A 20,960-nucleotide genomic window follows, 5' to 3' on the forward strand; every position below is an offset into this window, starting at 1 on the left:
CATGTCCTCCTTTTCTTTACTTCGCAGCTGCGGCCACGGAGGTCAGGTTATGGGTCTCATGCTCTCCCTGATAGCCCTTGCGGAACAGAAGGAACAGGATACCGGCCAAAGCGGCGACAGCCACCACGGTCCACAGACTGAACACCGCCTCACCAGTGATGAGGCCGCCCAGCTGGTAGACGATCATGGAAACCACATAGGCAAAGCCGCACATGTAGCCGATGGCGCCCAGCGTCCACTTTACGTTGTTCATCTCCCGCTTGATGGCACCCATGGCCGCAAAGCAGGGAGCGCACAGCAGGTTGAAGATCATGAAGCTGTAAGCGGTCATGGCACCGAAGTCCGCGCCGATGGCCATCCAGATATCATGGCTGTCCTCCAGCAGATCGGCTTCACCGGCATACTGATACAGGACGCCGAAGGTATTGACCACTTCCTCCTTGGCGATGAGGCCGGTGATCGTAGCGACAGTAGCCTTCCAAGCCATATCGCCGATCCAGCCCAGAGGGTAGAAGATCCAGGCGACAGCGCTGCCAATCATAGCCAGCAGGGAGTCGTTGTTGTCCTCCACCGCCTGCCACACGCCGTCCACAAAGCCGTAGCCCTGAAGGAACCACAGGATGATGGAAGAAAGCAGGATGATGGTGCCGGCCCGCTTGATGAAGCTCCAGCCCCGCTCCCAGGTGGCCCGTAGGACGTTGCCCATGGAGGGTGCGTGATAGGTGGGCAGCTCCATGACAAAGGGGGCGGGCTCACCGGCGAAGGCCTTGAACTTCTTCAGCATGATACCGGAGATGACCACGGCGGCGATGCCGATGAAGAAGGCGGAGGTGGCGACCCAGGGGGACTCGCCGAACACGGCGCCGGCAAACAGGCCAATGATGGGCATTTTCGCGCCGCAGGGGATGAAGCCGGTGGTCATAATGGTCATTTTCCGGTCCCGGTCCTGCTCAATGGTACGGGAGGCCATGATGCCGGGGACACCACAGCCGGTGGCCACCAGCATGGGGATGAAGCTCTTGCCGGACAGGCCGAAGCGGCGGAAGATACGGTCCATGATGAAGGCGACACGGGCCATGTAGCCCACATCCTCCAGAATTGCCAGCAGGAAGAACAGCACCAGCATCTGAGGAACGAAGCCCAGCACCGCGCCGACACCGGCCACAATACCGTCCATGATGAGGCCGTACAGCCAGCCGCCGACCCCCAGCGAGGTCAGGATGCTATCAAAGAAGCCGGGGACGATCTCACCGAACAGCACGTCGTTAGCCCAGTCGGTACCCATGGTACCGATGGAGAAGGCGTAGCCACCCATGGCGATGGAGTAGATGCAGAACATGACCACCGCAAAAATGGGCAGGGCCAGGATGCGGTTCGTGACGATCTGGTCGATCTTGTCGGAGACGGAGAGGCTGCCCTTGGGAGCCTTTTTCTTCACCGCCTTGGTCACAACGGTGTTGATGTAGGCGTACCGCTGGTTGGTGATGATGCTCTCAGCGTCGTCATCCAGCTCCTTCTCACAGTCGGCGATATGTTCCTCCAGATGAGAGGCCAGCTCTTTGTCCAGCTTCAGATCCTCCAAAACCTTGGAGTCACGCTCAAAGAGCTTGATGGCGTACCACCGGAGATACCCCTCATCCACCTTGCCCTGGATGGACTCCTCGACGTGGGCGATAGCATGTTCCACGCTGCCGGTGAAGACATGGGGCAGCTCGCCAGCCTTATGGCTCTGGGCCAGAGCCACCGCCTTTTCAGCAGCTTCCATGCCGCCCTCGCCCTTCAGGGCGCTCATCTCCACCACTTCACAGCCCAGGGCCGCGCCCAGCTTGGCGAGGTCGATGGTGTCGCCGTTCTTGCGGACCAGGTCGATCATGTTGACGGCCACCACCACAGGCAGCCCCAGCTCAATGAGCTGTGTGGTGAGGTACAGGTTCCGCTCGATGTTAGTGCCATCCACAATGTTCAAAATGGCGTCGGGCTTTTCATTGACCAGATAGCTCCGGGCCACCACTTCCTCCAGAGTATAGGGGGACAGGGAATAAATGCCGGGCAGGTCCTGGATGACCACATCCTTGTGGCCCTTCAGCTTGCCCTCCTTCTTTTCAACAGTAACGCCGGGCCAGTTGCCCACGTACTGGTTGGAGCCGGTCAGGGCATTGAACAGGGTCGTCTTGCCGCAGTTCGGATTGCCCGCCAGCGCGATCTTGAGTTCCATAGCGCTCTCCTTTCAAATGTTAGGTATAACTAACTTATGTGCTGAATCATAGGCGGCCTTTCACCGCCCCGGTTTTAGCCCACTTCAATCATTTCGGCATCCGCCTTGCGCACGCTCAACTCATAGCCCCGGACATTCAATTCCATAGGGTCGCCCAGCGGAGCCACCTTACGGACGAAAATCTCCACGCCCTTGGTGATGCCCATGTCCATGATGCGGCGCTTCACAGGGCCCTCGCCGTGGAGTTTCACCACGGTAACGGTCTCGCCCACCTTGACATCCTTCAAAGTTTTCATATTCGCTCTCCTCCTATCTGAAATTTACTTTACTCAAGCACAACAATAAACCGTGCCGCACAGCACGAAAACCCTGTTCCGGTACCAGAATCAGGGCGCCCAATCAAATCATAATGCGGTTTGCCATGGTTTTATCCAGCGCGATCCGGCTGTCCTTTACCTGAAGGATCAGATTTCCGGCAATCTCGCTCACTACCGTCACATCGCTGTCCACCACGAAGCCCAGCTCTGCCAGATGCTGGCGCACTTCGTCCTTGCCTGAAATTTTGCGAATGGTGACAGTCTCTCCTGTTTTTGCCATTGTCAGCGGCATCATACCATCGCCCTCTCCGAAAGTTAGCCACCCCTAACTTTCTCGCTTAAAAATTGGGTTAGCAGTTTCTAACCCTCAAGTCGCTGTCAGTTTAACACCACTAACCGCTCGTGTCAAGCTTGTTTGATAAAAAACTTGCATTTTTGGTTAGTTTGTGTTAACCTAAATGCAATCACGCGACTGTGGGGAGGTATTCTTTATGAATATTCACGAATCCGCGGAAGACTATCTGGAGCGAATTCTGATGCTGCGATTAAAAAACGGCCTGGTGAGATCCATTGACATCGTGCGGGATATGGACTATTCCAAGCCGAGTGTCAGCGTAGCCATGAAACGCTTGCGGGAGAGCGGATATATTGAGATGGATGTTGATGGCTATATCACATTATTACCCGCAGGAGAAGCCATTGCAGCAAGAATATATGAGCGGCATCAGCTTTTGACACGGTTTTTGGTGCAGTTGGGAGTGTCTCCGGAAAACGCTGCGGCAGACGCCTGCAAAATCGAACACGACATCAGCGATGAAAGCTATGAAAAAATCAAAGAGGTAGCTCTCAGCGACCGAAAAATGACTCATGATCCATGTCAAAATGGTTAATATTATTCCGGATATTTTCGCATTGCACGAAAAAAATCCGACTTCAGGGTAAGGGCCAGAAAAAGAAATGCATACAAAGAAATGATCTGCACTTTTTGAGAGTTTCCGGCAAAATCGTCACTGACTCAAGATAATGCTTGCAATTCTAAACAAGCCGATTTATAATGTCCCATGTATTCAGAGAAGTGGCAACATTCGCCGCTTTCTCTTTTAATTGTAAGTTAGTTATAACTAACCGCTCGTTAAACAATTCTATAGTTCCTCACAATTTGCTTTAATTGATGGAGAATTCCCATGAAATCAAAGGTCACATTAGTCGTTTTTCTGCTTCTGCTTCTGTCTGGCTGCGGAAATCAAGCGCCAACAGAAACACCTGACCAGCTCCAAACCGCCACAGTATTTGCGATGGACACTGTTATGGACTTGACTATTTACGGGAGTAAATCTGTATTAGAAAAGGCAGAAAGCCGAATTTCAGAATTGGAAGAGCAGCTCTCTGTGACGGATGAATCCAGCGAAATCTACCGGCTGAATCACACGGGTTCCGGCGTGGTGTCCGCAGATACTTCCGCACTGCTGGAGCAGTCTCTCGACCTGTGCAAGCGAACCAAGGGTGCACTGGACATTTCTATCTACCCTGTCGTCCGTGCATGGGGCTTCACCACAGATTCCTACGAAGTCCCTTCAGGAGAAACCATTTCCGCGCTTCTTGAACACGTTGATTACCGGGCCATTCAGTACGACGCCCAGAGCAAATCCGTGTCATTGCTGGATGGTATGGAGATCGACTTGGGCAGCGTCGCAAAGGGCTATACAAGCGATGTCCTCATAGAGCTTCTCCGGGAAAGCGGCGTAGAATCCGCCCTTTTGAATCTGGGCGGCAATGTTCATGCTCTCGGCGGAAAGCCGGACGGTTCACCATGGCGTGTCGCCATCCAGGACCCACAAAGCGATGTTTATTTCGGTGTTCTGGAAATCCGGGACCAAGCAGTTGTGACCTCCGGCGGATACGAGCGGTATTTTGAGCAGGACGGCAATATATACTGGCACATCATTGATCCCGCTACCGGGTATCCCGCCAGAAGCGGACTTCTCTCCGTTACGATTGTTGGAGACAGCGGCGTAATATGCGATGGCCTTTCTACCTCACTGTTTGTGATGGGACTGGAAGATGCCGCAGCCTTCTGGCGCTCTTCCGACGATTTTGAGGCCATTTTTATGGATGAGAGCGGCAATATCGCCATCACCGAGGGGCTGGATGGGTGTTTTTCTCTGGCGGATTCCTATTCCCAAAACGGACTGACGGTGCTGCGCTGTGATTAAAACAAAGACGTGGGTATGCGTGATCTTTTCCATTTTCCTTCTGTCTGTAGCCATCGTTTTGTCAATGCAGCACCTGTCCCACGCCGGAACCATCGCCAATATCTATGTGGACGGCAAATGCGTCCGCTCTGTAGATCTTGAGGCTGTTAAAGAATCGGAGCAATTTATACTTACCTGTACGTCAGGAAGCAACACGATTCTTGTGGAACCAGGGCGTATCCGCATCACTGACGCTGACTGTCCTGATCAAATCTGCGTGACCTCCGGTTGGCTGGAGAATGGAGCGGTGCCAATCGTATGCCTGCCGCACCGTCTGGTAATCCGGCTGGAAAGCGCCTCTGCGGACACCGCCTCCAACATAATAGACACCATTTCAAAGTAAAGGGAGACTCTATGACAACCAAACGATTGACACGGATTTCCATGCTAACAGCCGTTGCTCTCACAATTTTCGTCGTGGAGCTGCAAATTCCCGCGCCGGTTCCCATCCCCGGTGTCAAGTTGGGACTTGCCAATATCGTGACTGTCTGCGCGATGTTTCTCTTCGGCCCGGCGGATACCGCCCTGATCCTCGCTGCAAGAATCCTGCTGGGCAGCTTTTTCAGCGGGAGAATTACTTCTCTGTTTTATAGTCTGGCAGGCAGTACGCTGTGCTACCTGATGATGCTCCTCCTAAAGCAAATCGTCTCAGAGCGTCAAATCTGGGTTTGCAGTGTTCTCGGAGCCATTTCCCATAATATTGGACAAATCATCGTGGCGATCCTCATTACCAGAACGCCGGCACTGATTTGTTATTTGCCAGTGTTGATGTTGTCCGGCATCATTGCCGGAGCCTTTACCGGCCTGTGCGCCCAGTTTGTTGTCAACCGGGGAGTCATTTCAGAGAAGAGTCTATAATGCTTCCGTTTCTGTTAACGATCAGCCAAGGCTGTTGTTATAAAGTCAGAATTGATACTTTCTTTTTTTGGTTTATGGTTAGTTCTAACTAACTATCGCGTATCAGTTCATTAGGAGGTGCTTGATTCCAATTATAAAAATCCTCGCAATATCCTGATTTATGAAAGGAGAATTCTATTGATGAACAAAATGACCGCAAGGTTCAGCTCGAAACTGCTTTCGTGGCTTCTGGTCCTTGCCATGACCCTGTCCCTGCTCCCCACCACCGCACTGGCGGCAGAGGCTACTCCGCCAACACCAAGTGAGTTTTCATCGGATGTGTATGGCTCGAATCTTAAAATTACTTTTTCAGAGTCAGATCAAAGTTATTTAAGCGCAATTACGGGCATCACCGTAGATAATACGCCGTATAACAAAGCACAATCCGAAATGTTTACATTCAGCGGCCAATATTATATTTCTACTTCGTACATTTATTTGGGAATCTCCAGTGGTACTTACACCGTTGTAATTAGTGCCGATGGTTATCAGCCTCTTACAATATCGCTGACTAAAGACAGCGGTTCTTGGGCAGGCAACGTTGTTTCCTCACCGGACAGCGGAAACACTGAAGGTGATGACAATGATAACAGCAATTTGCCCACAGTAGCTGCCCCGACCTTTTCTCGGGCAACAGGATTTGATACTTACTACATTTTGACCTTTACTGATGCCGACTATGTCTCCGGCATTACCACGGTATTGCGAAATGGGACGGCGTGTGAAAAAGGAAGCTTCGCATCTTACATCCACGGCACTCAATACTATTTAAACAAAGCTGATAACAAGTTGTATCTCGCCAGTCAAGCCTCTCTTGCCGATGAAGAAACTTTCAAGAACGGCGACATCATCACTATTCAGAGCCCCTCCTATCAGGATCTTGTTCTGAAAGTCACCATTGCGGGTGATACCGTCAATATTGGCCCCGATGATGGCGGCGACGAAGATGCTTATACCCTCCATGTCCGTCTGGTTGGCTCCTTCGAGGCCGCTCTTGTCGGCCAGGAGGATTATGACGCGGTCAGCAGCGCTTCCACCAACGTAACCACCAACAAGAACAGCAATGTGGAAGTGCAGGGCGCGCTGATCCAGTGTAATGAGCCTGTCAGCAGCGACTGGAAGCCTCTGCATGAGCTTGGTATCACTGTCAATAAAAACACCACTTCCGTGTCTATCTCTCCTGATAACAGCGGCATGGTGGGTGTGTACTCCATCTTCGACAGTGCGCTGACACTGGCGGGAACACCTGAAAATGCCGGTTCCTACCAAATCAGCGTCACCGTAAGCGATGGGCAGGGGCGCACTGCCACCAGCAACGTGCTCTCCTTCAACGTATACAGCGGCAACGAAACGCTTGCAGACCGCCTGACACTGGAAAACTGCACGAAGACCAGCGACGGCAAATATATGTGGGACATGGAGCCCTGGGCCATCTCTGATTTTGGTGGAACAGATGATACCGTGACGGTCCCCACAGACCTCAAGGCTTGGTACGGCTCTCACACCAGCGGAACTTACGGCAAGCTGGGCTATGCGGTCGCCAATGACGCGGCGCCTACCCAGACTCTGATCGTTCCCAATGGCTGCAATCTAACCATGGTCAACATGGATGTTCTGAGCAGCGTAAAAATCGTCGTGCAAGAGGGCGGCAAGCTGGTACTCCGTGATTCCGTGATCCAGGGGATTGTAGAAGTGGAAGACGGCGGCACCTTCTCTATGAACTACAACGACTATGGCGAGGGCACGTTTGAATCCGGCGCCTCCATCAACGGCCAGCTGATTCTGAAGGACGGCGCGACACTGGAAAACTCCAGTATTTATTCCAACACCAACTATATTGCCAATGGAGATGAAGTTCGCCGCAATGCCGCCCCGGTGGTCTCTGCAGAAGGCAATGTGACCGTCAAGGGTCAAGTATTTATCAGAGGTGATGAGGCTCCCACCGCAAGTACCGGGCAAGCCGGCCTTTCCGTTAAAAACGGCACTCTGACACTGGCGGACGAAGCCTTGCTGGCCGTCTACGGCGGCGGACAGTACGCCCTCACCGCTACTGGCGGCGCTGCAATTATTTTGGACAATGGCACAATCACCGGTAACGGAAAGCTGATTTCTGTCGGAGGCGGTGGTTATCTGGAAGCTGGCGGCGATGCCGTTCAAGGTGCAGGTACTATCTCTACCAAGGAAGCCTATCTGCAGGGTGGTTCCGTTTTTGGAACAAGCAGTGGTTCTTACACCCCGGGACTGGCAAAGACAAACACTGTGAATATTGCTGACACTACCCAGGCTCGGCTGATTGATGGTGTCGTTTATACCAGCACTGCAGATAATCCCAACACTCCCTATTGGTCCGGAACAGAGGCCCCCACCGATGAGTTCCTCGCCCAATATGAAGTGTCCGGACTTGCCACGACCTCAATTACCGTTGACGGCAAAGAGACGGAGCATACAGGTGAGATCACTTTCGATACAATTAGCCTGACCAACAAGACCCTGTTCCCCGCTGGAGCGGATGCCGCCTATCTGGTCACCATCGGTACGGAAACTAAACTACTGGGTGACACGACCCTGAAACGCTGGGTAGGCACCTGGGAAAGCTGGCAGCCATGGACCTCTTCCGATGAAACGGTTAAAGCGGCTATGGATGCACGCTATCCCCTGTTGGACGACGTTTGGGAGCTGGCATATCCCGCTTACATCAATGCGTTCAAGGGGACCGCTTTGGAAACTGTGATTAAACAAATGTATTCGGACGTCGATTCTCTGAAAAAATATTGGTATGACATGACCGATACCAAGGGTGTTGCCTCTATTCGGGTCACGGAGGAAGAAGATAGCTCTTACAAGCTTTCTTGGCTGGATAATAATGGCGATGTCCTGGCCGCCGACTCCTACACCATGACCGGCAAGGTGCTCAACGGTCTGGAGGGCGCCACTATGTACGTCTTTACGGCAGACAGCCTCGAAGATACCAGCAGCTACAAGTATTTCGTCACCATGGCTCCCGACATGGAGGGCGAGGAGGAGACTCCCATCGCCGCACATTATCACTTCCAGTTCGGCAGTGATTTGAATGCAATTCTCGCTTATGGCGAGCATCACAACGCCATCGAGAAAAATGAGACCACTGGCAGAGCCGTCAGTGACATGAAGGACACCAAGTGGTACGCCACCATGATCAACGCGGGCGCGTCCGATCTGGCCAAATACAATGTAGTGTTGGCCATGCACCGGGCGGATAAGTTCACCACAGCCGATGATGTTCTGCCGGGCATCGCAGGCGAAAGCGGCACCACTTATATGCCCCTGTTCGACTGCATCCTGAAAGATGAATACAACTCCTATTGGCATGACTACTGTGCTGCGGTGGCCGGCGAAAACGGCAATCTGGCCCAGCTCGTCGAGTACCTGCAGCAATCCTGCAACGGCAATGTTTATGGCCAGGAGGGCCTGACCCAGTATTGCTGCGATTTCATCAATGGTGCTGAATCCATCACCGTCAACGGGAATCGGATCACCGTGAAGAATTCCGCCGGCGATACGATTTCTGACAGCGAATACACCTATCAGGGCCCCGTGACCATCGGTGATCCGAACACCCTCTATCATTTTACCGCTTACCTGTATAGGGCTGTGGATTCCAGCATCCCAGAGGTTTTCCGGTATTTCCTCTTCCGAGATGACGCCCCTGACACCACCTATCATATCGAGTTCCGTTACGGCAGCAATCTGGACGCCCTGAAGGGCCTCGTCACCGGCGAGTACGCCTACTGGCTGGCAGCCGGTATTCCTGTTAATGCAGACGAAACGATGATTGAGAACTGCATCGCCCTGTTCTGCGTGGAAAATCTCGATTACTCCGCTGAGCGGTCCGCAGAATCCGTTGCGCAAATCGCCGATTTCGTAGGCACCTGGGATTACTCGGTGGACAACGGCAAAACCACCTCTCCAGATCTGCTGCACTTCACGGTTGACAGCAACGGCAATGGTACTTCCTACTACTACAACGAAGTCTCCAGCCAATACCAGGTCTTTGCCTATGATAACGATGGCAGCTCTGCCGCAAAGTCCGGTATCTATATTTCTTTCAATGGCGAGGAGTTTACCTGGGCCGATTACAGTATCACCGCATCCGGCGGAAAGACGATTTTGACATTCACCGGATATGAAGATGGCCAGCCCTACACCCTCACCTATGTCAAGCACCAGAGTGACGAAGGGGTTGGCGGTGGCTCCAGCAGCAGCGGTTCCTCCGGTAGCAGCTCCTCCAGCAGCAGTTCTTCCGGCGGTAGTTCCAGCAGCAGTTCCAATACAGCCACTACTAAAAATCCCGACGGTTCCACCACGACCACCACTACCGATAAAAAGACCGGCACCGTGACGGAAACCACCAAGACCACCGACGGCACCATCGGCACCGTCGTCACCAACAAGGACGGCGATGTGACCGAGGTTAAAGCCACCGTTTCCTCCGCCGCTGTAACGGAGGCCGCCAAGAACGGCGAAGCCGTGACCCTGCCCGTTGAGGTCCCCACCGCAATGGCCACCAAGGATGCACCCTCTGTGGAAATTACTTTGCCTAAGGGCACCAGCTCCGTCAAGGTAGAGATACCCGTGGAGAATGTCACTCCCGGTACCGTGGCTGTAATTGTGAAGGCCGACGGCACTGAGGAGATCGTCAAGACATCTGTTCTCACTGAAGACGGCGTGCTTCTGAAACTTGAAGGCAGCGCCACCGTGAAGGTCATTGAGAACGCCAAGTACTTCTCCGATACCAACGGTCACTGGGCCGAGGACGCCATCTCCTTCGTGACGGCTCGTGAGATGTTCGCTGGAACCAGTGCAACGACCTTTACCCCCAACTCTCAAATGACCCGCGCCCAGCTGATGACCGTTCTGGCCCGCTTCGACGGTGTGGACACCAACGGCGGCAGTGTGTGGTATGAGAAGGGCATGGAATGGGCTAAGGCCAACGGCGTGTCCGACGGCTCCAACCCCAACGGCAGCATCACCCGTGAGCAGCTGGCCACCATGCTGTGGCGCTACTCCGGCAGCCCCGTTGTGGAGGGTTCCCTTGACCGCTTCAACGACGCCGGCAAGGTCAGCGGCTATGCTACCGACGCCATGCGCTGGGCTGTGGAAACCGGCCTGATCGGCGGTATTGGCAACAATACTCTGGCTCCCCAGGGTAACGCCACCAGAGCGCAGCTGGCTACCATCCTGACGCGCTATTGTGAGAATCTGGCATAACCCCACAAGCTAAAAGTGCCGCTGCAAATATTGCAGCGGCACTTTTCTACGCACTTAAGCAATATAAAAACTAATTGGATTAAAAAAGACGTTTTTAGTGTATCATTTTTGCTTCAGTTCCTATATAATAAAAACAACCAGTCAATGGTTTTCTTTTTTAACCATAAGTTAGTTATCGCTAACTTATGGACATGAAATTCTCCACATGCGTTGATTTCCATGGCAGGTCAGATCAGATAAGAAAGGAGACGGGACCATGCGGGATACAGAAAGGCCAACCGTCTGGGAGCTCCTTGACCAGGGAACCGCCGGGAGCAATGTGGACCTGGTGATTTCTGAAGGTAATTGCAAAGTGATGAAGCTGTCGAACGAAACAGGCGAGGGTGTCATGACCATGTACCAGGTCTTCGATGGCGTATATCTGATGTTCAACGACTTCCACATGGAATATATCGGAACGCCTGTGAGAGTGTGGGCGCAATTTGGAATGTCCTTTGAAAGAAGTCTCATAGCCGTATTTGAGCTGGACAACGCCGCTTCCAAAACGGCCACATCCAAGGCAAAGCGAACATTTAAGCAGATGATCCGCAAGCTGCCGGAGTTTGATAAGGATTGGGCATATTTGACTTACTGCTCATTGATCTTCTTTGGTGGCGGAACACGAAGCGCATCCGTTTTTCCTTCTTGCCAGAGAAAGCGGCCTACCAAGCCCCGTCTAAGCACCTTGGTTCCTTCTGGCGGGGAATTCCGCTGTTTGCAATCGTGGCTGCCCTGACAGCGGAGATCGTCACGATTCTTTGAAAGAGGAAACTATGATCAAAATTACATTCAAAAATGATACGAATACAATGCAAGAACCTCCCAATCTATGTAGCTTTGATTCCATGGACGGAGAAGGAGAAATCCTTTGTTGTCCTTTATTTAATGGCGTGACTGTTATGCTCATGCGCCTTGAAATGCAGGCATTTATAGAAAAGCGCAGCAAACAAAATGACCTTGAGATCAATTTTTGCCTCACCGGTCGGTTTGAAACCGACTTTTCCAACCGGGAGCATGTGCTTTTGAAGCCGGGTGATATGGCGGTCAGTTGTTATGACGGCGCTCACGGAACAGAGTCAGAATCTCGCTTCCCTCTAGGATATTATGAAGGGATTTGTTTAGAAGTTGCGCCTTCCCTTGCGCAGTCATGGATCGAACAAAACGCGCCTTCCTTTTCTGTTGATTTTGCCATGCTGAAATACAATCTTCTTAGGGAAAAATGGTATATGTACGGGCAGGCCGGTCCCCGATGTGAGCACGTATTCCGGGAACTGTACGAAAACGCCGCCTATTTCGATTTGCAATATCTTAGGTTGAAAGTTATAGAATTGCTTATGCTGCTGAGCAGGATTCCACGGGAAGAGCAGGAGGATGTCTATTGTTCCGCAAAGCAAATAGAACTGATCCGGCATTTGCGGGATCATCTGCTGACGGATCGGGACAATTACGTTTCCCTGTCCCAACTCGCGGCAGAACATGAAATTTCCGTTTCCCATTTGCAAAAGCTGTTCAAACAGGTCTATGGTATGCCGGTCTACCATTACATCAAAGAGTATCGCATGGAGCAGGCTGCTGTTGAATTGGTGAGAAGCACAAAAAGCGTTACGCAGATCGCTTCGGACGCGGGTTATGATAATGCCAGCAAGTTTACGGAGTGTTTCAAAAAACGGCACGGTATGACCCCATCCCGGTATCGCTTGAAGGCAAATCCATCGTCAAAACGGGATAGTAAAAACAAAATGGGATAGTGAACGCAAGAAAGATATGGTATTCTATCCTTTGGTTAGACAATGCTAACCAAAGGATAAGGAGGTACTTATATGCGCAAGAAAATCATTTCATTTATTCTCTGTGTCGTTTGCCTGTTCTCTGTTAGTGCTTGCAGTCAGACAAAAAACAATGCTGACGATTATCTGAACCAAATCAGCGGCACCTATGTGGAGCTGTTTCCTGAAATGGCAAAAGAAGAATACAGGGATACCTGGCTCGAAGCCACCACGCCCCTTGTAGGGGAAGATAACGCCGCCGCTGCAACGGATATGCTACTGAATATGTGTATGGCCGAGATCTACGGCGCGGAAGCCATAGAAAAGTATACGGTCGATCCAGAAAGTATGCGTTTTGACTGCTATTTTATCGGCGGTGTGGATCAGTTTGTCATGGATGGTCATACCATCACCGGCCTTGACGAGCAGGGTAATCAGGTTTTCTCCCACAGCTATAAGCTGCTGGATGTGGAAAATGAAAATGGCTTTATTTTCTATCAAACCGAGGATTCTGATGCAGGCCAGTTTACTTACTTTGCCTTTGCACCGGACACCATGGAAACTACCTACCATTTGGAGTTCCGCTACTCCGAGGACATCGATGATCTTCAGAGCTGGTATGAAGGCAACTACGCTTACTGGAATGCTGCTGCCATTGCCGCTGATTATACAGAGCAAGCTATGCACGACGCGATCAATTTGTTCGCAACAGAAAACCTTTCCGAAGGGGAGTAGAATCAAGTGCGTGCCCAATGGGTGCGCACTTATTCGCAGGGAGACAATGAAAAATAACAGCTTTACCGCATCATCCCGCACCTGTATCAATACTGCGAAAAAGCCTGCCTTTCCTGCCCCGGTGGGAAAGGCGACTTTTCTTTCCAAATGGAGCAGAAAAAGCAAATCGGAGTAGAGCGCCCAAGCATTGGGCTGATATAATAATTCAGAAAGCCGCAGGGTACGGCTTTTCTTAATCAAGGTGAGTTAGCCAACTCTAACTCAAAAGGGGGGTGTTTTTGGAAATGGCAACGGACCCTTGGGAAATGTTCCGCGGGGCTGATTTTGGAGACAATATCGAAGAAGTGGTGGAAACAGAAGAATGCAAGGTTCTGCGTCTGAATGACCCCAGCGGTGACGGATTGATGACCATCTACCGCGTATTTGACGGTGTCTATCTTATGTATAACGATTTTCATCTTGCCCACTGCTACAGTCGGTTTACAAGCTGCGCAAACCTTCTGTGTATCGACCATTGCCGGGAAGGGCGCATGGAACACAGAACGGAGCAGGATCTCCACTATTATATAGAGGCCGGGGATATGCGCGTTGACCGACGTGTACATCATACCGGCGATGTGGATTTTCCTCTTTCCCACTACCACGGGATTACAATCGGCTTTTTTATGGATCAGGCGGAAAAGGCCATCCATGAGGCAATGCCAACGATTTCCGTTGATATTGCCTTCTTAGCGCAGAAATTCTGCAGTGGGGACAGACTATACATTTTGCGTCAAAACAGTGCCATCGAGCATATATTTTCTGAGCTTTATCATGTTCCATCGAAGATCCGCATGGATTATTTTAAAATCAAGGTCATGGAACTTCTGGTGTTCCTCGGCGCGCTGGAACTTGCCGATTATCGGGATGAGCGCCCTTATTTCTATTCCAGTCAAATAGAGAAGATCAAGTCTGTCCACAAGCTGCTGATGGAAGAACTCTCCGTGAATTACACTACGGAAGAACTGGCTAAGCGTTTTGACATCAGCGTGGGCGCACTGAAAACCGGCTTTAAGGGTGTCTACGGCAGTCCTGTTTATACCTACATTCGCACCTACAAAATGAATATAGCGGCTTCCATGCTGGTTACTGACAGAAAAAAGAAAATTATTGATGTGGCGGCCAGCGTTGGCTACGATAACCCAAGTAAATTTGCAGCGGCATTCAAGGAACTCTTTGGTATGTCCCCTGCTGAATATAGAAATGACAGGAGGTAAGAATCATGAACGATCAATCGAAACGCTCTGTTCCTGCATGGATCTGGGATTTTGCAGGGCAACATCGACCGCAATATGTGCTCAGCGTTCTAAGCGCGGTCTGTGGCGTGGTCTGCGGCATTTTGCCCTATTTTGTGATGGCAAGCATCATCTCAGATCTCCTGGGTGGATGCAGGGACATGAGCATATACATAAAAAACTGTCTTGTTATGGCAGCCCTGTGGTTGGGGCGCTGCGGATTTCATAGCATTTCCACCACACTCTCCCATAAAGCAACCTTCGCTGTGCTGGGCAACATTCGCAAGCGGGTCTGCGCGAAACTCTCCCGTGTGCCTTTGGGTACGGTGCTGGACATCCCCTCCGGCTCCATCAAAAATGTGCTGGTGGAGCGTATTGACAGCATCGAAACGACTATGGCACATATCATACCGGAGTTTACATCCAATCTGCTGGTGCCTATCGCTCTTTTGGTGTATTTGTTTATTCTGGATTGGCGGATGGCGTTGGCGGTATTGGCAACGGTTCCGATTGGTTTTGGCTGCTATGCCCTCATGACCCGTGGCTATGAGGAAAGCTATCAGAATACCATAAATAAGACAAAAATTCTGAATGATACTGCCGTGGAATATATCAACGGCATCGAGGTCATCAAAGCCTTCGGTAAGGCACAAAGCTCCTACGATAAATTCGTGGTGGCGGCAAAAGAGGGCGCAAGCTGCTATGTGGAGTGGATGCGGCGGTGCAATATCTATTTCTGCCTTGCCATGTCTATCTTTCCGGCTACCATGATCGCAGTGCTTCCCATCGGCGGTCTGCTATTCCGCACCGGGACGCTGGACGCAGGTATTTTCATTCAGGTCATTCTTTTTTCCGTTGGCCTGATCGCGCCGCTCATCACCGTCATGTCTTACAGCGATGATCTTGCAAAGCTGAGTACCATCATCGGTGAGGTGACATCTCTGCTGACGTTGGAGGACATGAAGCGCCCGGACACATCTGCCAGCCAGCCTCAGTCCAAGGATATTCAGCTCAAAGATGTGACCTTCGGATATCATGAGAAGGAAGTGCTTCACGGCGTCAACCTGGAGATCAGAGAGGGTACCGTCAATGCCCTGGTTGGACCCTCCGGCAGTGGAAAATCCACGATCGCCAGGCTGGTCGCATCGCTGTGGGATGTAAGCGGCGGCAGTATCACCTTGGGCGGCGTGGATATACGGAAGCTGACGCAGGAGGACTATCATCGCTATATTGCCTATGTATCTCAGGACAATTTTCTTTTTGATACCACAGTTATGGAAAATATCCGCATGGGCAAGCAGAACGCCACCGATGCGGAAGTGATGGAAGCGGCCAAAGCGTGTGGCTGCCATACGTTTATTCTGGGCCTTGAAAATGGCTACGATACCGTGGTCGGCGGCGCAGGCGGGCATCTCTCCGGTGGTGAACGGCAGCGGATCGCCATTGCCAGAGCGATGTTGAAAAACGCGCCCATTATTATTCTGGATGAAGCCACTGCTTTTACTGACCCGGAAAACGAAGCCATGATTCAATCGGCGGTGGCAAAGCTGACCAAGGGCAAGACCTTGATCGTGATCGCTCACCGCCTGTCTACCATCACAAACAGCGACCAGATCTTTGTGGTAGAGGACGGAAAAATTCGTACCAGCGGAACGCATGAGGAGCTGCTGGCACAGGATGAATTGTATGCCCAGATGTGGCGTTCCCATATCTCCGTTCGGGACACCGTGGAAGGAGGCGCGCAGGAATGATCCAGATATTCAGACGGTTCTTTGCGTTCAGCGGAAAAGAGAATCGGAAGAAATTTATCCGCTCCATTTTCCTTGGGGTACTGAAAGCCATCTTTGAGGCTATGAAAATCCCGGCCATCGCCGTGACTCTGCACGGGGTACTGTCGGGTGATCTGACCGTACAGCACATCCTGCTCTCCTTCGGCATCATGCTGCTGAGCGTGGCGGGCAACGCCTTTGCGAATTACCGTTCCACCATGCTTCAGTGCGAGGCGGGCTATGGTACCTGCGCAGACAAGCGCATTGAAATCGCCGAGCATTTGAAGTATCTGCCTATGGGATATTTCAATCGAAACAGCCTTGGCTACATCACCTCAGTTGCCACTAACAGTATGGAAGCGTTGGCAGATGTGGCGACCCGTGTGGTCATGATGGTGACGCAGGGAATCCTGACCACCATCTTCGTAGTCCTTATGATCCTTCTTTTTGACCTGCGAATCGGCGGCATCGCCGTTTTGGGTGTATTGCTGTACTTTGCTGTCAACTCGCTGCTCCAAAAGAAATCCAAAAAGATTGCACCGCTCAAGGATTCCTCTGACCGCAAGCTGGTGGAAAAGGTGTTGGAGTATGTTCAGGGCATTGCAGAGGTCAAGGCCTACCATCTGACGGGGGAAAAGAGCAGGGCTTTGAATGAAGCCATTGATGAAAACAGCGCGGCGAATACCAAGGCGGAAATGGCTTTTGTGCCCATTATGTTCCTGCAAAACCTTACGGCCAAGCTCCTCGGCGTGGTGGTTGCCATTGTATCCGTGGCATTTTATTTGAACGGAACGATGGAACTGCTGAATGCTGTGGTCATGATCCTTGCGGCGTTCATCCTGTTTGGTGCGCTGGACACGGCGGGCAACTATTCCGCTCTGCTGCGCAATGTGGATTTGTATGTGGGCAAGGCGCAGGCGGTGCTGGATATGCCCACGATGGACATTGACGGAAAGGATATCATTCCCTCCAGCTATGACATCGATGTGGAAAACGCAGAGTTTTCCTATGACAAGCGGAAGATCATTGATGGGATATCCATCCATATTCCGCAGCACACCACCACAGCAATCGTCGGTCCTTCCGGTGGAGGAAAGACCACCCTTTGCCACCTGATCTCCCGATTCTGGGATGTGGACAAGGGATGCGTGAAGCTTGGCGGTGTGGATGTACGGGAATACAGCATGGACAGTCTGATGCGCAATTTCAGCTTTGTGTTCCAGAGCGTGTACCTGTTCCAGGATACCATTGCCAATAACATCCGCTTCGGCCAGCCGGATGCGCCTATGGAAAAGGTCATCGAGGCGGCCAGGAAAGCCTGCTGCCATGATTTCATTATGGCATTGCCGGATGGCTATGATACGGTCATCGGTGAGGGTGGGGCCAGTCTCTCCGGCGGAGAAAAGCAGCGTATATCCATTGCCAGAGCCATTATGAAGGATGCTCCTATCATCATCCTGGACGAAGCGACTGCGAATGTAGACCCGGAAAGCGAGCAGGAGCTGACCGCTGCCATGGAAGCCCTGACAAAAGAAAAAACCATTCTGATGATTGCCCACCGGCTGAAAACCGTCCGCCACGCGGATAACATTTTGGTCATCGACAATGGCCGAATCGCCCAAAGCGGCACGCACGAGCAGCTCATGGAGCAAGGCGGTATCTATCGTCGGTTTGTGGAATCTCGTGAACAGGCTGTGGGCTGGAAGGTATAAAGAAGGAGGAAATAACGATGAAAAACAATCAGAAGCTCAAAGGAAAAGACTTGATCAACATTGGCATTTACGCAGCGATCTACTGTGTCTTAATGACTTGTATTGCCATGCTGGGATATATTCCTATCATGATGCCCATGCTGGCGGTGATCGGACCGATCATCCTCGGCATTCCCATGATGCTGTTCTATACCAAGGTCAAGAAGTTCGGCATGATCACCATTATGGCGACCATTGTTGGTATTTATCTATGCGTCACCGGTATGGGATTCTGGCCTATTATCTTTGGCGTAGTGTTCGGCTTTCTGGCTGACCTGATCGCAAAAAGCGGCAGCTACGCCAGCGTGAAGAAAACCATTCTCAGCTATGGAACCTTCTGCGTTCTTCTGTTTGGCAACTATCTGCCGCTGTACATCGACAGGGAGGGCTATTTCTCCACCCGCCAGAGCTTTGGCGCAGAATATATCAATACGCTGGGAAACATCATGCAGCCCTGGACGGCTCCTGTGTTGATCGTAGCCGCCTTTGTGTGCGGTATGCTGGGCGCACTGTTGGGCAAGGCGCTGCTGAAAAAGCACTTTGTCAAGGCGGGCATCGTCTGATGGCCCGGGGAATTCTACAGGCCAGCATTCAAAACAGAGGTTTGGTGCTGGACCCAAGGACGAAGCTGGTGATGCTCTTCGACATTGCCCTGTTCGTGTTGGGGTCTGCCGGGGGCGGGAGCGTGGAACCTCTCGTCCCCATCCTCTGTGCCATGCCCGCTGTGCTGATGCTGAGCGCAAAAAAGTGGAAAGGGGCGGCAACCTATCTGCTCGTCTACCTGCTGTCCTGGCTGACCTATACGCAGCTTGTCCCGCTGACCAAGGGGGTAGTCAATTTCATCCTCCTGGGGTGCAGCGGAATGCTCTCCCGATTCCTGCCGGGGATCGCTATGGGCGGTTATCTGGCTTCCACTACCACGGTCAGCGAGTTCACTGCCGCTATGCTGCGCCTGCACCTGAGTGAAAAGATCATCATTCCACTGTCCGTCATGTTTCGATTTTTCCCCACGGTAATAGATGAGGCCGCCTCCATCAATGCCGCAATGCGGATGCGGGGAATTTACATGGGCGGAAAGAATGTCGGAAAAATGCTGGAATACCGATTGGTGCCGCTGATGACCTGCTGCGTGAAGATCGGTGAGGAGCTGTCCGCCGCGGCACTAACCCGTGGGCTTGGCGGCGAGGTGAAGCGAACCAACATCTGCAAGATCGGCTTTCATATACAAGACTATCTTCTGTTTGTAGTTTGTCTGATTCCTTATGCGGTTTGGATCATGGGGAGGGTGCTATGATCGAGATCAAAAAAGTCAGCTTTCAGCATGAAAATGCAGAAAAACCATCCCTGAAAAATGTATCCCTGACCATTGCCGAAGGCGAATGTGTTCTTCTCTGCGGCGAGTCCGGCAGCGGAAAGACGACCGTTACCCGCCTGATCAATGGCCTGATCCCACATTTCTATGAGGGTAAGATGGAAGGATGTGCCATGGTAAATGGCCTGAATGTGACTGAGGCCGAGCTTTACGACACGGCAAGAATCGTCGGCAGCGTGTTCCAGAACCCCCGCAGTCAGTTTTTTTGCGTGGACACCACCAGCGAGCTGGCCTTCGGCTGCGAGAACATGGGGATGCCGGAAGGCGAGATACTCTCTCGTGTAGACGAAGCAGCGAAGGAGCTGAACATAGAAAAACTGTTAGGGCGCAGCATCTTTGAACTCTCTGGCGGAGAAAAGCAGAAGATCTCCTGCGCCTCCGTTTCGGCGCTGCGCCCGGAGGTGATGGTGCTGGATGAGCCTACCTCCAATCTGGACGTTCACGCTATTGAGGAGCTGAAGCAGACACTGCTCGGATGGAAAGCTGCAGGTAAGACCATTTTGATCGCGGAGCACCGGCTGTCGTGGCTCCGGGATCTCTGTGACCGGGTGATCTGCATGCGGGATGGACAGGTAGCTTTCGACCTTTCTATGCAGGCATTTACACAGTATTCCACAGAACAGCTTCATCAAATGGGACTTCGATCCTTGCGCGGTGAGAATATAGCGCCGGTACAGAACAGTGTTCCGGAAACCGAAACGATGCAGCTGCAAAACTTTTGCTTTTCTTACGATGGAACGCCAGTGCTGAATATTCCTCATCTTTCCCTGCCTTTGGATAGTATTATCGCGCTTGTCGGTCCCAATGGCGCGGGTAAGTCCACCTTTTCCCGCTGCCTGTGCGGACTGGAGAAGAAGTTCAAAGGGCAGGTCAAGATAAACGGACAGCTTTGGAAAAACAGACAGCTGCTGAAAAACTGCTACATGGTCATGCAGGATGTGAACCACCAACTGTTCTGCGAAACAGTAGCTGACGAAGTCCAGCTTGGGATGCGGTCGGAAAACAGTTCGGATGTTGAGCGTGTTTTGGAGATGCCGGATCTGTCCCACCTGCGGGAACGCCATCCCATGAGCTTGTCCGGTGGACAAAAGCAGCGGGTAGCCATTGCGTCTGCCATTCTGGCCGGAAAAGAGATCCTGATCTTTGACGAGCCTACCAGCGGTCTTGACTTCCGTCACATGGAGCAAACGGCGGCGTTGCTTTCTTCTCTGAAAGGCAAACAGACCGTGCTGATCGTGACCCACGACCCGGAGTTGATTCAGCGCTGCTGCGATCATATTGTTTGTATCGAGAATGGGACAGTGATTTAACAGGGTTTTCTGTTCC

17 protein-coding genes and 1 pseudogene are annotated in these 20,960 nt (G+C 51.8%); 15 read left to right on the plus strand and 3 right to left on the minus strand.

The genetic code is table 11. From position 1 onward, the window contains the following. Nucleotides 1–16 precede the first annotated feature (16 nt). The 3 genes from feoB to ACQRD3_RS03645 all read right to left on the minus strand — a co-directional run bounded on the left by feoB (nt 17) and on the right by ACQRD3_RS03645 (nt 2,827). Entirely contained in the window at nt 17–2,215 is a 2,199-nt protein-coding gene (feoB, locus tag ACQRD3_RS03635) for a ferrous iron transport protein B (protein WP_427779900.1), read from the minus strand. A 74-nt stretch (nt 2,216–2,289) separates the two neighbouring features. Then, a complete protein-coding gene (locus ACQRD3_RS03640; protein WP_427779902.1) occupies nt 2,290–2,511 on the minus strand; it encodes a FeoA family protein in 222 nt (73 codons plus the stop codon). A 103-nt stretch (nt 2,512–2,614) separates the two neighbouring features. After that, a complete protein-coding gene (locus tag ACQRD3_RS03645; protein WP_427779904.1) occupies nt 2,615–2,827 on the minus strand; it encodes a FeoA family protein in 213 nt (70 codons plus the stop codon). 196 nt (nt 2,828–3,023) lie between these two features. On the opposite strand from ACQRD3_RS03645, the gene ACQRD3_RS03650 reads away from it, so the two are divergent. The 15 genes and pseudogenes from ACQRD3_RS03650 (at nt 3,024) to ACQRD3_RS03720 (ending at nt 20,944) form a co-directional block, all read left to right on the plus strand. Then, nucleotides 3,024–3,422 (plus strand): metal-dependent transcriptional regulator, encoded by a 399-nt coding sequence (locus tag ACQRD3_RS03650; protein WP_427779906.1) that lies wholly within the window; start codon nt 3,024–3,026, stop codon nt 3,420–3,422. A gap of 294 nt (nt 3,423–3,716) precedes the next feature. Next, a complete protein-coding gene (locus ACQRD3_RS03655; RefSeq protein WP_427779908.1) occupies nt 3,717–4,745 on the plus strand; it encodes an FAD:protein FMN transferase in 1,029 nt (342 codons plus the stop codon). Beyond that, nucleotides 4,738–5,127 (plus strand): NusG domain II-containing protein, encoded by a 390-nt coding sequence (locus ACQRD3_RS03660; protein WP_427779909.1) that lies wholly within the window; start codon nt 4,738–4,740, stop codon nt 5,125–5,127. The genes ACQRD3_RS03655 and ACQRD3_RS03660 overlap by 8 nt, the downstream gene beginning before the upstream one ends. Nucleotides 5,128–5,138: 11 nt before the next feature. Continuing rightward, nucleotides 5,139–5,642: a Gx transporter family protein gene (locus ACQRD3_RS03665; RefSeq protein ID WP_427779911.1), complete on the plus strand. Its 504-nt coding sequence runs from the start codon at nt 5,139–5,141 to the stop codon at nt 5,640–5,642. A gap of 240 nt (nt 5,643–5,882) precedes the next feature. Continuing rightward, nucleotides 5,883–6,173 (plus strand): annotated as a pseudogene (locus tag ACQRD3_RS03670) (hemoblobin-interacting domain-containing protein); the annotation flags it as partial. A gap of 297 nt (nt 6,174–6,470) precedes the next feature. Then, nucleotides 6,471–10,928, plus strand: a complete 4,458-nt coding sequence (locus ACQRD3_RS03675; RefSeq protein WP_427779957.1) for an S-layer homology domain-containing protein — start codon at nt 6,471–6,473, stop codon at nt 10,926–10,928. Between the two features lie 256 nt (nt 10,929–11,184). Continuing rightward, nucleotides 11,185–11,703: a hypothetical protein gene (locus tag ACQRD3_RS03680; protein WP_427779913.1), complete on the plus strand. Its 519-nt coding sequence runs from the start codon at nt 11,185–11,187 to the stop codon at nt 11,701–11,703. 37 nt (nt 11,704–11,740) lie between these two features. Beyond that, on the plus strand, nt 11,741–12,715 hold the full coding sequence (locus ACQRD3_RS03685) for a helix-turn-helix domain-containing protein (protein WP_427779915.1): 975 nt from the start codon (nt 11,741–11,743) through the stop codon (nt 12,713–12,715). A 72-nt stretch (nt 12,716–12,787) separates the two neighbouring features. Further along, nucleotides 12,788–13,468, plus strand: a complete 681-nt coding sequence (locus ACQRD3_RS03690) for a hypothetical protein (RefSeq protein ID WP_427779917.1) — start codon at nt 12,788–12,790, stop codon at nt 13,466–13,468. A 284-nt stretch (nt 13,469–13,752) separates the two neighbouring features. Further along, the gene (locus tag ACQRD3_RS03695) at nt 13,753–14,724 is read left to right on the plus strand and encodes a helix-turn-helix domain-containing protein (protein ID WP_427779959.1); all 972 of its coding nucleotides are present in this window, start codon (nt 13,753–13,755) and stop codon (nt 14,722–14,724) included. A 5-nt stretch (nt 14,725–14,729) separates the two neighbouring features. After that, nucleotides 14,730–16,493, plus strand: a complete 1,764-nt coding sequence (locus tag ACQRD3_RS03700; protein WP_427779919.1) for an ABC transporter ATP-binding protein — start codon at nt 14,730–14,732, stop codon at nt 16,491–16,493. Further along, nucleotides 16,490–18,223 carry an ABC transporter ATP-binding protein gene (locus ACQRD3_RS03705; RefSeq protein ID WP_427779921.1) on the plus strand — a complete coding sequence of 578 codons (1,734 nt, stop codon included), beginning with the start codon at nt 16,490–16,492 and terminating at the stop codon, nt 18,221–18,223. The genes ACQRD3_RS03700 and ACQRD3_RS03705 overlap by 4 nt, the downstream gene beginning before the upstream one ends. A 17-nt stretch (nt 18,224–18,240) precedes the next feature. Next, a complete protein-coding gene (locus ACQRD3_RS03710; RefSeq protein ID WP_427779923.1) occupies nt 18,241–18,825 on the plus strand; it encodes an MptD family putative ECF transporter S component in 585 nt (194 codons plus the stop codon). Continuing rightward, on the plus strand, nt 18,825–19,556 hold the full coding sequence (locus ACQRD3_RS03715) for an energy-coupling factor transporter transmembrane component T (RefSeq protein WP_427779925.1): 732 nt from the start codon (nt 18,825–18,827) through the stop codon (nt 19,554–19,556). Before ACQRD3_RS03710 ends, ACQRD3_RS03715 begins: the two co-directional genes overlap by 1 nt. After that, complete coding sequence (locus ACQRD3_RS03720; RefSeq protein ID WP_427779927.1) at nt 19,553–20,944, plus strand: ABC transporter ATP-binding protein; 1,392 nt, start codon at nt 19,553–19,555, stop codon at nt 20,942–20,944. Before ACQRD3_RS03715 ends, ACQRD3_RS03720 begins: the two co-directional genes overlap by 4 nt. Nucleotides 20,945–20,960 lie beyond the last annotated feature (16 nt).

This window comes from Candidatus Pseudoscillospira sp. SGI.172 (assembly GCF_050313575.1).
Taxonomy (GTDB): Bacteria; Bacillota; Clostridia; order Oscillospirales; family Oscillospiraceae; genus Vermiculatibacterium.

Coding starts and splice junctions, on each gene's coding strand:
- feoB (WP_427779900.1), bottom strand. CDS start 2,215: ATGGAACTCAAGATCGCGCTGGCGGGCAATCCGAACTGCGGCAAGACG.
- ACQRD3_RS03640 (WP_427779902.1), bottom strand. CDS start 2,511: ATGAAAACTTTGAAGGATGTCAAGGTGGGCGAGACCGTTACCGTGGTG.
- ACQRD3_RS03645 (WP_427779904.1), bottom strand. CDS start 2,827: ATGATGCCGCTGACAATGGCAAAAACAGGAGAGACTGTCACCATTCGC.
- ACQRD3_RS03650 (WP_427779906.1), top strand. CDS start 3,024: ATGAATATTCACGAATCCGCGGAAGACTATCTGGAGCGAATTCTGATG.
- ACQRD3_RS03655 (WP_427779908.1), top strand. CDS start 3,717: ATGAAATCAAAGGTCACATTAGTCGTTTTTCTGCTTCTGCTTCTGTCT.
- ACQRD3_RS03665 (WP_427779911.1), top strand. CDS start 5,139: ATGACAACCAAACGATTGACACGGATTTCCATGCTAACAGCCGTTGCT.
- ACQRD3_RS03680 (WP_427779913.1), top strand. CDS start 11,185: ATGCGGGATACAGAAAGGCCAACCGTCTGGGAGCTCCTTGACCAGGGA.
- ACQRD3_RS03685 (WP_427779915.1), top strand. CDS start 11,741: ATGATCAAAATTACATTCAAAAATGATACGAATACAATGCAAGAACCT.
- ACQRD3_RS03690 (WP_427779917.1), top strand. CDS start 12,788: ATGCGCAAGAAAATCATTTCATTTATTCTCTGTGTCGTTTGCCTGTTC.
- ACQRD3_RS03695 (WP_427779959.1), top strand. CDS start 13,753: ATGGCAACGGACCCTTGGGAAATGTTCCGCGGGGCTGATTTTGGAGAC.
- ACQRD3_RS03700 (WP_427779919.1), top strand. CDS start 14,730: ATGAACGATCAATCGAAACGCTCTGTTCCTGCATGGATCTGGGATTTT.
- ACQRD3_RS03705 (WP_427779921.1), top strand. CDS start 16,490: ATGATCCAGATATTCAGACGGTTCTTTGCGTTCAGCGGAAAAGAGAAT.
- ACQRD3_RS03710 (WP_427779923.1), top strand. CDS start 18,241: ATGAAAAACAATCAGAAGCTCAAAGGAAAAGACTTGATCAACATTGGC.
- ACQRD3_RS03715 (WP_427779925.1), top strand. CDS start 18,825: ATGGCCCGGGGAATTCTACAGGCCAGCATTCAAAACAGAGGTTTGGTG.
- ACQRD3_RS03720 (WP_427779927.1), top strand. CDS start 19,553: ATGATCGAGATCAAAAAAGTCAGCTTTCAGCATGAAAATGCAGAAAAA.